Annotated in this window: 12 protein-coding genes; 7 read left to right on the plus strand and 5 right to left on the minus strand. The window is 58.2% G+C overall.

All coding sequences use genetic code 11. From position 1 onward, the window contains the following. Positions 1–19 precede the first annotated feature (19 nt). The 7 genes from KHU30_RS22900 to KHU30_RS22930 all read left to right on the plus strand — a co-directional run bounded on the left by KHU30_RS22900 (position 20) and on the right by KHU30_RS22930 (position 9,484). Positions 20–1,501: a sigma-54-dependent transcriptional regulator gene (locus tag KHU30_RS22900; protein ID WP_211444921.1), complete on the plus strand. Its 1,482-nt coding sequence runs from the start codon at positions 20–22 to the stop codon at positions 1,499–1,501. Between the two features lie 12 nt (positions 1,502–1,513). Beyond that, positions 1,514–2,152 (plus strand): 1,6-anhydro-N-acetylmuramyl-L-alanine amidase AmpD, encoded by a 639-nt coding sequence (gene ampD, locus KHU30_RS22905; RefSeq protein WP_211444922.1) that lies wholly within the window; start codon positions 1,514–1,516, stop codon positions 2,150–2,152. Between the two features lie 500 nt (positions 2,153–2,652). Then, positions 2,653–5,577: a ribonucleoside-diphosphate reductase subunit alpha gene (locus KHU30_RS22910; protein WP_211444923.1), complete on the plus strand. Its 2,925-nt coding sequence runs from the start codon at positions 2,653–2,655 to the stop codon at positions 5,575–5,577. A 247-nt stretch (positions 5,578–5,824) separates the two neighbouring features. Further along, positions 5,825–7,000 carry a ribonucleotide-diphosphate reductase subunit beta gene (locus KHU30_RS22915; RefSeq protein WP_211444924.1) on the plus strand — a complete coding sequence of 392 codons (1,176 nt, stop codon included), beginning with the start codon at positions 5,825–5,827 and terminating at the stop codon, positions 6,998–7,000. A 503-nt stretch (positions 7,001–7,503) separates the two neighbouring features. Then, complete coding sequence (locus KHU30_RS22920; protein WP_211444925.1) at positions 7,504–8,262, plus strand: histone H1-like DNA-binding protein; 759 nt, start codon at positions 7,504–7,506, stop codon at positions 8,260–8,262. Positions 8,263–8,606: 344 nt separating this feature from the next. Next, positions 8,607–9,149 carry a YggT family protein gene (locus KHU30_RS22925; protein ID WP_211444926.1) on the plus strand — a complete coding sequence of 181 codons (543 nt, stop codon included), beginning with the start codon at positions 8,607–8,609 and terminating at the stop codon, positions 9,147–9,149. Continuing rightward, positions 9,146–9,484, plus strand: a complete 339-nt coding sequence (locus KHU30_RS22930; protein WP_211444927.1) for a DUF167 domain-containing protein — start codon at positions 9,146–9,148, stop codon at positions 9,482–9,484. Before KHU30_RS22925 ends, KHU30_RS22930 begins: the two co-directional genes overlap by 4 nt. A 59-nt stretch (positions 9,485–9,543) precedes the next feature. Here the strand turns inward: KHU30_RS22930 and bfr are convergent, their stop codons facing one another. From bfr to KHU30_RS22955, 5 genes are all read right to left on the minus strand, one after another. Further along, on the minus strand, positions 9,544–10,014 hold the full coding sequence (gene bfr, locus KHU30_RS22935; RefSeq protein ID WP_061944310.1) for a bacterioferritin: 471 nt from the start codon (positions 10,012–10,014) through the stop codon (positions 9,544–9,546). 288 nt (positions 10,015–10,302) lie between these two features. Beyond that, positions 10,303–10,719, minus strand: a complete 417-nt coding sequence (locus tag KHU30_RS22940) for an ExbD/TolR family protein (RefSeq protein WP_211445018.1) — start codon at positions 10,717–10,719, stop codon at positions 10,303–10,305. Next, positions 10,719–11,456, minus strand: a complete 738-nt coding sequence (locus KHU30_RS22945; RefSeq protein ID WP_211444928.1) for a MotA/TolQ/ExbB proton channel family protein — start codon at positions 11,454–11,456, stop codon at positions 10,719–10,721. Before KHU30_RS22945 ends, KHU30_RS22940 begins: the two co-directional genes overlap by 1 nt. 67 nt (positions 11,457–11,523) lie before the next feature. Beyond that, the gene (locus KHU30_RS22950) at positions 11,524–12,210 is read right to left on the minus strand and encodes an energy transducer TonB (protein WP_211444929.1); all 687 of its coding nucleotides are present in this window, start codon (positions 12,208–12,210) and stop codon (positions 11,524–11,526) included. A 23-nt stretch (positions 12,211–12,233) separates the two neighbouring features. Next, positions 12,234–12,464, minus strand: coding sequence for a (2Fe-2S)-binding protein (locus KHU30_RS22955; RefSeq protein WP_061944299.1), 231 nt, complete (start codon positions 12,462–12,464; stop codon positions 12,234–12,236). Between the last annotated feature and the right edge of the window lie 130 nt (positions 12,465–12,594).

A 12,594-nucleotide genomic window follows, 5' to 3' on the forward strand; every position in this document is an offset into this window, starting at 1 on the left:
TATTAAAAAGACCATTGCCATGACTTCACCCCGTATTCTGGTCGTCGATGACGAAGCCCACCTGCGCGAACTGCTCGAGATCGCACTGGTCAAGATGGGACTCGACGTCGACAGCGCCGATAGCCTGGCCGCTGCGCGCAGCCATCTGGCCAGCAATGAATATGCATTGATCCTGACTGACATGCGCCTGCCGGACGGCCTCGGCATCGAGCTGGTGCGCGAAGTCACCAGCGGCGACAAGGTGATTCCGATCGCCGTGATTACCGCCTATGGCAGCGCCGACAACGCCGTGGTGGCCTTGAAGGCCGGCGCTTTCGACTATCTGTCGAAGCCGGTGGCGCTGGATCAGCTGCGCCTGATGGTGCAATCGGCGCTGCGCATCGGCAAGCCGGCCGAGAACCAGCGCCAGTCCGGCGATGTCAAGGCTCGCAATAACGGCAACGCCTTGCGCCTGATCGGCCAGTCCGCCGCCATGCAGGAATTGCGCACCCAGATTGTGCGGCTGGCGCGCAGCATGGCGCCGGTGGCGATTACCGGCGAATCCGGCAGCGGCAAGGAACTGGCGGCGCGCGATATCCATGCGCTCAGCCCGCGCGCCGACAAGCCCTTTGTCGCGGTCAATTGCGGCGCTATCCCGGAAGCCTTGATGGAGGCCGAATTCTTCGGCTACCGCAAAGGCGCGTTCACCGGCGCCGCCGATGACCGCGAAGGATTTTTCCAGGCCGCCAATGGCGGCACCTTGCTGCTGGATGAGGTCGCCGACCTGCCGCTGGCGATGCAGGTCAAGCTGTTGCGCGCGATCCAGGAGCGACGCGTGCGCAAGGTCGGGGCGACGGTGGAAGAGCCGGTAGACGTCCGTTTGATCAGCGCCACCCACCAGAATCTGGCCGAGTGCGTCGAATCAGGTAGATTTCGGCAGGATTTGTACTATCGTTTGAATGTTATCGAATTAAAACTGCCGCCCTTGCGCGAACGCCTGGATGATCTGGGCTTGCTGATCGGTGCATTGCTGGCGCGCTTGTCGGCGTTTGCGCCGCAGGCGGGGCAGGTGACGCTGGCGCCGGAAGCCATGGAAGCTTTATGCGCCTATGCCTTCCCGGGCAATGTACGCGAGCTGGAAAATATCCTGGAGCGGGCGCTGGCGTTTGCCAACGACGGTGTGATTGAAGTGGCCGATCTCGGCCTCAAGGGCGGCGGCAACGGCCGCGCGCCGGAGGCGCAAAGCCTGGATCAGGGCTATCCTGAGGATGCCGTCGCCGGCCCGGCTACCGGCGCAGCGGTCGGTTTCGAGCCGGTTGCCGCCGCCGCGACAGTGTTGCTGAGCGGTTCCGAGCTGCCGCCGTCGCTGCCGGACTACCTGGACGATATCGAGCGCGATGTCATCCGGCGGGCGTTGACGCGCACGCACTTTAACCGGACCAAGGCGGCCGATCTGCTGGGCATCAGCTTCCGGCAACTGCGTTATCGCATGCAGCGTTTATCGATTCATGAGCAAGACTAAGGCAAGGTAACAATGACGGAGCAGAGTACGCTTCACCCTTACTTCGAAGTCGGCGCCGACGGCTGGTGCCGTCCCGATGAAGTGGTGCGCCAGTCGTCGCCTAACTGCGATGCCCGGCCGGACGGCAATGTCATCGACCTGCTGCTGATCCATAACATCAGCCTGCCGCCCGGGCAGTTCGGCGGTCCGTATATCGCCGACCTGTTCGGCAACCGTTTAGCGTATGATGCGCATCCTTATTTCGAACAGCTGCGGCCGCTGCGGGTTTCTTCCCATTTCCTGATCGTGCGCAACGGCGGCGTGATCCAGTTCGTGTCCGCCAATGAGCGCGCCTGGCACGCTGGCGTTTCCAGTTTCGAAGGGCGTGAACGCTGCAATGATTTCTCGATCGGGATCGAGTTGGAAGGGACCGATTTCGAAGAATTTTCCGTGGCGCAATATAGTGCGCTGGCTGCGCTGACCCATGCATTGCAATGTCGTTATCCGCTGGCCGCGGTGGCCGGACATGAACATGTCGCGCCGGGCAGAAAGACCGATCCCGGTCCCTTTTTCGACTGGACCCAATACCAGCAAGCCTTAGCCGGGCATGCGCCGGAAATCTCCGGCAAGCTGCCATTGCGCTTTCCTGCCATGGCAAAAAAAGTCAATTAAATAGTCTCTTTTTGAATATAAAAAAGATCCCACTTTTGGATTGCATCGGCAGGGGCTAGGTACTACAATTAGTAAAAATCAAATCCAGAAAACTATATGTAGTGTTTTTTTGTATCTCTTCATTGGCTTGTTTTGCATGGCCTGTCCACTTTGTGGTGTTTTGTTTTTGTACTCATATCGGTATGAATGCAGGTGTCGGACAGGCTGCTAAGCGGCCTCTGGATTTGTTGTCGGTCATTGAATGCTGGTCATCGCGTACCCCTTTTTAACGTTAAATTTTCTCGTGTTATCCAGTTTTGGGCATCAGTCATGAACGCCTGCGGAGAGCGCGCCGACAACGCAATGAGGGATGTAGAAATAGCAGGAAACAGCAAGAATCAACAAGAAGCAGCAAGAATCAACAAGAAGCAGCGGTATCTGAACCATCAATGGTTCCACGGTTCTAATTAATAACAGCAGGCGTAATGAGTTCGTCTGCTTTCACAGTCTCGGGAGGCTCAGTGCAATCTACTCAAGAAATTTCCGTTAAATCATCAGCCGAAGTTGCTGGTGTTCCGTCAGCAACCGGTAGCGGCTCTCCCGTCAAGGTAGCCAGCAGTTTTGGCGACTACAGAATTATCCGGCGCAATGGCGCCGTGGTCGGCTTTGAGCCATCCAAGATCTCGATCGCCGTCACCAAGGCCTTCCTCGCCGTCAACGGCGGCCAGGGCGCGGCCTCGGCGCGGGTGCGCGAACTGGTCGAGCAGCTGACCTCCAATGTTGTCGCCGCCCTGGTGCGCCGGCAGCCGAACGGCGGCACCTTCCATATCGAAGATATCCAGGACCAGGTCGAACTGTCCCTGATGCGCTCCGGCGAACACGATGTGGCGCGTGCCTATGTGCTGTATCGCGCCAAGCGGATGGAAGAGCGTTCGCAGCAGCAGCCGGCGGCCAAGTCGGTGGCCGGCGGCGCCGAACTGTTCGTCACCGAAGATGGCCAGCGCCGTGTACTGGACATGAACCAGGTGCGCGACTTGATTACCGCTGCCTGCATCGGCCTGGAAAAGCATGTCGACGCAGAAGCCATCCTGGCCGAGACCGTCAAGAACCTGTACGACGGCGTGCCTGTGGAAGAGCTGCACAAGTCGGCGATCCTGGCTGCCCGTGCGCTGATGGAAAAAGACCCTGCCTACAGCACGGTCACTGCGCGTCTGCTGATGCACACCATCCGCAAGGAAGTGTTCGGCAAGGAAGTGGCGCAAGCCGACGCGCCGGCGGAATATCTCGAATATTTCCCGAAATTCATTAAAAAGGGTATTGAAGCCGATCTGCTGGACGCCAAGCTGGCCCAGTTCGACCTGGCCATTCTGGGCGAAGCCCTGCAGCCCGAGCGCGACCTGCAGTTCGGTTACCTCGGCCTGCAAACGCTGTATGACCGCTATTTCCTGCACGTGCGCGATATCCGCATCGAAATGCCGCAGGCTTTCTACATGCGCGTGGCGATGGGCCTGGCGCTGAATGAAGTCAACCGCGAAGCGCGCGCCATCGAGTTCTACAACCTGCTGTCGAGCTTCGATTTCATGAGCTCGACGCCGACCCTGTTCAACTCCGGCACCCAGCGCTCGCAGCTGTCGTCCTGCTACCTGACAACGGTTGCCGACGATCTCGACGGCATCTACGAAGCCATCAAGGAAAACGCCCTGCTGGCGAAGTACGCCGGCGGCCTGGGCAACGACTGGACGCCGGTGCGTTCGCTGGGCGCCCATATCAAGGGCACCAACGGCAAGTCGCAAGGCGTGGTGCCGTTCCTGAAGGTCGTCAACGATACCGCCGTGGCGGTCAACCAGGGCGGCAAACGCAAGGGCGCGGTCTGCGCCTACCTGGAAACCTGGCACATGGACATCGAGGAATTCCTCGACCTGCGTAAAAACACCGGCGACGACCGCCGCCGCACCCACGACATGAACACCGCCAACTGGATTCCGGACCTGTTCATGAAGCGCGTGATGGAAAAGGGCGAGTGGACCCTGTTCTCGCCAAGCGATGCGCCGGACCTGCATGACAAGGTCGGCAAGGCCTTCGAAGCCGCCTATACCGGCTACGAAGCCAAGGCTGCCCGCGGCGAGCTGCGCCTGTTCAAGAAGATCCAGGCGCTCGACCTGTGGCGCAAGATGCTGTCGATGCTGTTTGAAACCGGCCACCCATGGATTACCTTCAAGGATCCATGCAACATCCGTTCGCCGCAGCAGCACGTCGGCATGGTCCACAGCTCCAACCTGTGCACCGAGATTACGCTGAACACCAACGAATCCGAGATCGCCGTCTGCAATCTGGGCTCGGTCAACCTGCCGGCGCACATGAAAGACGGCCAGCTGGATCATGCCAAGTTGCAGAAAACCATCAATACTGCGATGCGCATGCTGGATAATGTGATCGATATTAACTATTATGCAGTGAAGAAGGCGCGCGATTCCAACCTGCGGCACCGTCCGGTTGGCCTCGGCATCATGGGTTTCCAGGATTGCCTGCACATGATGCGCTTGCCTTATGCCTCGAAAGCAGCGGTTGAATTTGCCGATACATCGATGGAAGCAGTCTGCTACCACGCCTATTGGGCATCGACCGAACTGGCGGAAGAGCGCGGCCGTTACAGCAGCTATCGCGGTTCCCTGTGGGATCGTGGCATCCTGCCGCAGGATTCCCTGAAATTGCTGGCGGAAGAACGCGGCGGCTACCTCGAAGCCGACATGTCGGAAGCGCTGGACTGGACCCAGCTGCGCGCCCGCATCAAGGAGTTCGGCATGCGCAACTCGAACTGCGTGGCGATTGCGCCGACAGCGACGATCTCGAACATCATCGGTGTATCGGCTTGTATCGAACCGACTTACCAGAACCTGTACGTGAAATCGAACCTGTCCGGCGAGTTCACCGAAATCAATGCATATCTGGTGCGTGACTTGAAAGCGCGCGGTCTGTGGGATGAAGTCATGATCTCCGACCTCAAGTATTTTGACGGCAGCCTGGCCAAGATCGACCGCATTCCGCAAGATCTGCGCGACATCTACGCAACGGCCTTCGAAGTTGAACCGTCCTGGCTGGTGGAAGCTGCATCGCGCCGCCAGAAATGGATCGACCAGGCGCAGTCGCTCAATATCTATATGGCGGGCGCATCCGGCAAGAAGCTGGATGAAACCTACAAGCTGGCGTGGCTGCGTGGCCTCAAGACCACCTACTACCTGCGTACCATCGGCGCAACGCATACCGAGAAGTCAACCTCGAAAACCGGCGCACTGAATGCGGTGGCGGTAGACGGCGGCATGAGCGGCGGCGCGGCGGCGACTTACGGCACTGCAGCAGTGGAAGCAGCGCCGCAGGAACTGGACGGCCCGGCATGCACCATGCGTCCTGGCGATCCAGGATTCGAGGAATGCGAAGCTTGCCAGTAAGCTAGCAATTTGGGGACAGAGGCGCACGGCGAGTGTTTAAGAGCCGCCGCAGCGTGGCGAATTACACTACCCGTGCAGCACTTGCCGCGCGCCTCTGTCCTCAACTGAATGGATAAAACGAAACATTTGCAAAGAAAGTAGGGTGGGCAGGAAGTTTTGCCCACGCGTTACCGAAACAAACCTGGCGACGGATTTGACGTCACGCGTGGGCGCCGCGCCCACCCTACGAAAGATAAAGGAATAAAGAATGCTCTCCTGGGATGAAGAAAAAAGTTCGGCGCCCGCTCCTCGTACCTTGCCGGCGCAGCCAGGGTTTATCCCCTCGGCCCGCCCGCAGATGTCCGATACTGCTCTCAACCCGGCATTGATGGGTCAGGCGGCTGCAGCGCCTGTGGTCGACACCACCCATCGCGTCAACGCTGCCGACAAGCGCATCATCAACGGCCATACCGACGTCAACCAGCTGGTGCCGTTCAAGTACAAATGGGCTTGGGACAAGTACCTGGCCGGCTGCGCCAACCACTGGATGCCGCAGGAAATCAACATGCAGCGCGATATCGAGCTGTGGAAGAACCCGAACGGCCTGACCGAAGACGAACGCCGCCTGGTCAAGCGCAACCTGGGTTTCTTCGTCACCGCCGACTCGCTGGCGGCCAACAATATCGTGCTCGGCACCTACCGCCACATCACTGCGCCGGAATGCCGCCAGTACCTGCTGCGCCAGGCGTTTGAAGAAGCGATCCACACGCACGCCTACCAGTACATCGTGGAATCGCTGGGCCTGGACGAGGCAGAAATCTTCAATGCGTACCACGAAGTCAAATCGATCCGCGACAAGGACGAGTTCCTGATCCCCTTCATCAATACGCTGACCGATCCTGAGTTCAAGACCGGCACTACTGAAAACGATCAGAAACTGCTGCGCTCGCTGATCGTGTTTGCCTGCATCATGGAAGGTCTTTTCTTCTATGTCGGCTTCACGCAGATCCTTGCGCTGGGCCGTCAGAACAAGATGATGGGCGCCGCCGAACAGTATCAATACATCCTGCGCGACGAGTCGATGCACTGCAATTTCGGGATCGATTTGATCAACACGATCAAGATGGAAAACCCGCATTTGTGGACGCCGGAATTCCGCGACGAGATTAAAGCGTTGTTTTTAAGCGCGGTGGAGTTGGAATATCGCTACGCAGAGGATACAATGCCGCGTGGAGTGCTCGGTTTGAATGCGCCGATGTTCAAAGGGTATTTGCGGTTCATCGCAAATCGCCGCGCGCAACAGATCGGACTGGACCCGATGTTCCCTCAGGAAGAAAATCCCTTCCCCTGGATGAGTGAGATGATCGATCTGAAAAAAGAACGCAACTTTTTTGAGACTCGTGTAATCGAATACCAAACCGGCGGTGCACTGAACTGGGAATAATGGCTTCAGATCTCGGACAAGAATTAATGTAGTGGATGGATGAGGTGAGGAGACCTGCAGCGCTTAGTACATAAAAAAGTCTGCAAACTGAAAGGTGATTTCCAAACTTAATGAACAACCAAAGACAGAAACGTACTTATCTGTTGTCGCCGCTTACCCCGATTCAATCGGGTTTGGCGGCGTTTTCTTTGGAAAAATCTAAAAATTTTTGTAACAGAATTCCGACGCCGGCCTAGCCGCTGGCGTTTTTTTGGTTAGGGATCGCCGCCGGCAGGTGTTGCGAAGACCTTCTCCCCCAGTCTTGGAACTGGCGAAAGGACCCTGGCCGATAATGGCTGAAGTGCTGCATCAATGAGGGGATGGAGCAGTTCAGCTGGTGCCGAATTCATTAGCGCAAGCAGAGTTGATTGCGCCGATGAATAATCCGCCGTTCCCATCGCGATGGGTTCGTCGGGTTTCCAACTTGGAGCTTGATTTTTTCCATCACGTGAAGGAGAAACAAAATGGCAACAGCAACAAAGAAAGCCGCAGCGAAGAAACCCGCTGCGAAGAAGGCAGCTCCGGCTAAGAAGCCAGTAGCAGCTAAGGCAGCAGCAAAACCAGCAGCTAAGAAACCAGTTGCTAAGAAAGCTGCCGCGGCCAAAAAGCCAGTAGCTAAGAAAGCAGCAGCCAAGCCTGCAGCGAAAGCAGCAGCAAAACCAGCAGCGGCTAAGAAGCCAGTTGCTAAGAAAGCTGTTGCGGCCAAAAAGCCAGTAGCTAAGAAAGCAGCAGCAAAACCAGCAGCGGCTAAGAAGCCAGTTGCTAAGAAAGCTGTCGCGGCCAAAAAGCCAGTAGCTAAGAAAGCAGCAGCAAAACCAGCAGCCAAGAAACCGGTTGCCAAGAAAGCTGTCGCGGCCAAAAAGCCAGTAGCTAAGAAAGCAGCAGCAAAACCAGCAGCGGCTAAGAAGCCAGTTGCCAAGAAAGCTGTTGCGGCCAAAAAGCCAGTAGCGAAGAAAGCAGCAGCAAAGCCGGTAGCTAAGGCAGCAGCGAAACCAGCGGCCAAAAAGCCGGCAGTTAAGAAAGTCGCGGCTAAGCCAGCAGCAAAAAAGCCGGTAGCTAAAGCAGCAGCGAAACCAGCTGCAGCAAAGCCAGCTGTTAAAAAGGCCGCAGCGAAACCTGCAGCCAAGAAGCCAGCAGCCAAGCCGGCAGCAGCGCCAGCAGCAGCAACAACGGTGCTGAACCCGGCAGCAGCCTGGCCATTCCCAACTGGCACACGCCCGTAATCAGGGTTTGCCAGCGCATCTGATTAAACCCGGATGCATCGCCCGCTGCACAGCCTAGCGCTGTCCAGCGGGTTTTTATTTTTCCGGGATGCGCGCAAATTGAGGATCCGTTTGGTCTTCGGCAGACCGCGATCGCGGCCAGGGTTGCCATCGCCGGTATTCTTCCCGCTGATCCGCGGCACTCTTCTTCCCGATTGCAAATTATCTCTCCTGCTTCCACCGTTCAGGAGAACGCACATCGCCAAGATTTATCAAATGAGTTCTAGTATATTGGCTGGATGGTCCAGCCCGCGCTGGCGCCAGCAAGTCAACATCATTGCATCGTCTGGAAAAGGAAACACGTCGTGTTGCAGAATATCTTTAGCTTGATTATCGAAACCATCGCCAGCGTCCTCGGCGGCGTCCTGTTGCTGCGCTTCTGGATTCAGGCGGTGCGTGTGCGCCCTCCGCAGCAGCTTGCGCAATTCATCTTTACGCTGTCCGACTGGGCGGTAAAGCCGTTGCGCCGGCTGCTGCCAGGGGTTGGCGGCTACGACTGGGCCAGCCTGATCGGCGCGGTGCTGGTGGCTGTCGCCTGCATCCTGCTGGAGCTGGGCGTGCGCTCGGCCCTCAATGCCTCCCTGATCTTCAGCCTGTCGGCACTGCTGTTTTTCCAGTGGGTCTTCTACGGCTTGATTGCATTGCTGATCATCGAAGCGATTTTCAGCTGGGTCAATCCGAATGCTCCCTTGGCGCCGTTCGTGCGGGCCCTGAATGAACCGCTGCTGCGTCCCTTGCGCCGGATTATCCCGCTGGTCGGCAGCGTCGACCTGTCGCCGCTGGCGGCCCTGATACTCTTGAGGGTAGTGCATCAGCTGGTGATTTATCTGATTTCAATAGTGGCATGAGCCGTAGCGCTGGCACGCCTGCCGGGCAGGATGCTGCCTGGTGCTCGCCGATAGCCGGAGGCGTGCGCCTGGCGCTGCAGGTGACGCCTAATGCCAAGAAAAGCCAGGTAATCGGTCCGCTGGAAGACGTGCTCAAGCTGCGCCTGCAGGCGCAGCCGATTGAAGGCAAGGCGAATGAAGCCCTGGTCCGTTTCCTGGCGGAGCTGCTGGACTTGCCGCGCAGCCGCATCAACATCACCCACGGCCAGGCCAGCAAGAAAAAGCTGGTCGAGCTGACCGGGCCGCAACTGACGGTCGATGCCGTGGTGCGCAGATTGCTGGCCGCGGCGCCTTAGCCAAAAAAAACGGCTGCCGACGCTGTGTCGGAAGCCGTTTTGCATTTGCTGCAAGTAATTTAGGCGTCCATCTGGCTTTGCAGATAGTTTTGCAGGCCGACCTTGTCGATCAGGTCGAGCTGGGTTTCCAGCCAGTCGATATGCTCTTCGGTATCTTCCAGGATTTCCGTGAACAGTTCACGCGAGACATAGTCGCCGGCTTTTTCGCAAGCGGCGATGCCTTCCTTGACGGTCTTCTGCGCGCCTTGTTCCAGCTTCAGGTCGCATTGCAGCATCTCCGGCGTCGATTCGCCTATCATCAGCTTGTGCAGCGCCTGCAGGTTCGGCAAGCCGTTCAGCATCAGGATGCGGTCGATCAGCTTGTCGGCATGCTTCATTTCGCCGATCGATTCTTCGTATTCCTTCTTGCCGAGCTTTTCCAGGCCCCAGTGCTTGTACATGCGGGCGTGCAGGAAGTACTGGTTGATAGCTGTCAGTTCGTTGGTCAGCTGCGCATTGAGCAGCGTGATGATTTGTTTTTCGCCTTGCATGGGGACCTCGCTATGGTGTTGGGGCAGAGTGGAGCGGCGATAACAGGGGAGATTTATGCCGGCTTCTCACGCGATCGGAGCGGTGTTTAACCGAAATTCAACCGAAATCGCAGCCATGATAGCGCAAGCAAAAAGCTTTTTCACCATTAGATAGCGCGAATCATTTTCATTGTGATTTGTGCATCTAGCCGCTTGTCCGCAGTTTCTCGGCAGCGGCCCATGCAAATAGAGCCTGCGCATGAAACCATGGCAGGCTCTGTCGGATGCGGGCAGCCGGGCAGGGCTGCTCTACTTGGCGTCGGGCTCGGTAACGAAACCGATTTTCCCGAGGCCGCCGGACTGGGCGGCGGCCATCACCTGGGCGACTTTTTCATACTGCACGGTGCGCGCCGCGCGCAAATGCAGCTCCGGCTGCGGCTGCTTTTGCGCCGCTGCCGCAATCCGCGCAGCCAGTGCGTTGCGGTCAACCGCTTCTTCGTTCCAGAACAGCTTGCCGTCGGCATCGATCGACAGATTGATGTTTTCCGGCTTGGTCTGGTCCGGCTGGTTGGTCGCGCGCGGCAGGTCGATCTTCACCGCGTGGTTCATCACCGGGATGGTCATGATGAAGATGATCAACAGCACCAGCATCACGTCCACCAGCGGCGTCGTGTTGATCTCCGGATTGAAATCGTCGTCCGAATCGGACAGGGAACCCATGCCCATCATGCGCCTTTCACGGCGACCAGCTTGGCGCCATTGCCTGAAGCGCTGTGGCTGTCCGCCTCGCCGCTGGAGCGGGAACCGGTGACAAACAGCGCATGCAGGTCGAAGCCGAACTTGTTCAGTTTGGCGATAATCGTCTTGTTGCCGCGCACCAGGGCGTTATAGCCGAAGGTCGCCGGAATCGCCACCGCCAGGCCGAGCGCGGTCATGATCAGCGCTTCGCCGACCGGACCGGCAACCTTGTCGATGCTGGCCTGGCCGGAAGTGCCAATCGACACCAGCGCGTGGTAAATGCCCCAGACGGTGCCGAACAAGCCCACGAACGGCGCGGTCGAACCAACCGAGGCCAGCACGGCCATGCCGGTCTGCAGCTTGCCGGAGACCTCGTCGATCGCCTGGCGCAGCGACAGCGTGACCCAGTCGCTGACCGACAGCTGGTCGTGCAAATGGCCTTTGTGCGCGGCATGATGGCGCATCGAGGACACGCCGGCTTGCGCTACTTCGGCAAACGGATTCTCGGTGCCCAGCGTGGCGATCCCTTCCGGCAGGCTGGTGGTGTCCCAGAACTGGTGGCCGGCGGCATGCGCGGCGCGCTGGAAGCGCAGGATCTGCAATGCCTTGGTCAGTATCACGTACCACGATGCGATTGACATCGCGACCAGCAGCACCGCCACGCTTTTAATGACGAAATCGCCCTGGCCCCAGAGCGCCTCTAATCCGTATGGACTTGCTTCCATGATGAACTCCCTTGTATCTGTGATGTAAGTACTGCTGCATCGGTCCTGCGCCAGGCAGGGCCTTTGATTAATTGGACAACTGAAAATTGATGGGCACGATGGCGAATACCGGCAGCGCCTTGCCGTCTTCCATATAGGGCTTGAACAAGGCGCGCATCACGGCTTGCTTGGCCGCATCGTCGAGACGGTCGGAGCCGGACGATTTCTGCACTTCGACCCGCTCGGCGCGGCCCTTGTCATTGATCAGGACGCGGATGACGGCCTTGCCTTCTTCACCCATGCGCTTGGAAATCGCCGGATACTTGACGTCGGGCGGCTGGATGTATTCCACGCCGGAGGTAATGGTGCGCGGCTGTGCCGGTGCTGCGACCGCCGCCTGAGCTGGCGCCGGTGCGGCCGGGGCTTCTTCGTGCTGCGGTGGTTGTGGCGATGCCGCCGGGACGGAAATCGCGGTTTCAGAGGGAGTGTTGTTGACAACCGGCGCAGGGCGCGGAGGCGTGACGCTTTTCTTTACTACGGCGACGGTCTTCGGTGCGGCCGGCAGCGGCTTGGGAGGCGTAGGTTCAGGGGCCTTTTCCGGCGTGACGAAGCTGGCGAAGATTTCCTTGGGCATCGCTTGCGCAGCCTGGTGAATCAGGCCGCTTTCCAGCGCCCAGAAGAAGGCGACGTGGAGCAGCAGAATCGTCCCAAGGGGGCCGATGCGTTTGACTTTTTTCCATGCAAGCGCAGGGTAACTGATTGCTGCTGACGACATGGCTGCGCTCATTCCATCCGGCATTAAGCGGCTTGTATGTTTTGCTGGAACACCATGGCGTGAACGTGACGAAGGGCTGCGGGCGCCTTGTTATCCAGGCATTCGCGCAGTACGCTTTTGGCGCAGGTATGGCACTTGCCGCAGCAGGTGGCAATCCCCAGGTTTTCGCGCAGCTCGGCCATGGAAGACATGCCCGAATCTACCGCCTGGCGGATCTTTCTATCAGAGACGTTGTTGCATACACAAACAATCATTTTGCATCCTACTGCCATAGTGAGAGGCAGATTAAAAATAAAAGTCGGCCGGCAAAGATGTCGTCGCGGCCTTATGGTTTATCGATATTTCTCTAAGAACCTGTTCACGATCTTACTGAGCCCCGTGATC

The sequence above is a fragment of the Collimonas humicola genome (genome assembly GCF_018304945.1).
Taxonomy (GTDB): Bacteria; Pseudomonadota; Gammaproteobacteria; order Burkholderiales; family Burkholderiaceae_D; genus Collimonas; species Collimonas humicola.

What these genes read in the sequence shown, in the direction of transcription:
- KHU30_RS22945 (WP_211444928.1), bottom strand. Translation starts at nt 11,456, where the DNA reads ATGGAAGCAAGTCCATACGGATTAGAGGCGCTCTGGGGCCAGGGCGAT.
- KHU30_RS22955 (WP_061944299.1), bottom strand. Translation starts at nt 12,464, where the DNA reads ATGATTGTTTGTGTATGCAACAACGTCTCTGATAGAAAGATCCGCCAG.
- ampD (WP_211444922.1), top strand. Translation starts at nt 1,514, where the DNA reads ATGACGGAGCAGAGTACGCTTCACCCTTACTTCGAAGTCGGCGCCGAC.
- KHU30_RS22940 (WP_211445018.1), bottom strand. Translation starts at nt 10,719, where the DNA reads ATGGGCATGGGTTCCCTGTCCGATTCGGACGACGATTTCAATCCGGAG.
- KHU30_RS22950 (WP_211444929.1), bottom strand. Translation starts at nt 12,210, where the DNA reads ATGTCGTCAGCAGCAATCAGTTACCCTGCGCTTGCATGGAAAAAAGTC.
- KHU30_RS22930 (WP_211444927.1), top strand. Translation starts at nt 9,146, where the DNA reads ATGAGCCGTAGCGCTGGCACGCCTGCCGGGCAGGATGCTGCCTGGTGC.
- bfr (WP_061944310.1), bottom strand. Translation starts at nt 10,014, where the DNA reads ATGCAAGGCGAAAAACAAATCATCACGCTGCTCAATGCGCAGCTGACC.
- KHU30_RS22920 (WP_211444925.1), top strand. Translation starts at nt 7,504, where the DNA reads ATGGCAACAGCAACAAAGAAAGCCGCAGCGAAGAAACCCGCTGCGAAG.
- KHU30_RS22915 (WP_211444924.1), top strand. Translation starts at nt 5,825, where the DNA reads ATGCTCTCCTGGGATGAAGAAAAAAGTTCGGCGCCCGCTCCTCGTACC.
- KHU30_RS22900 (WP_211444921.1), top strand. Translation starts at nt 20, where the DNA reads ATGACTTCACCCCGTATTCTGGTCGTCGATGACGAAGCCCACCTGCGC.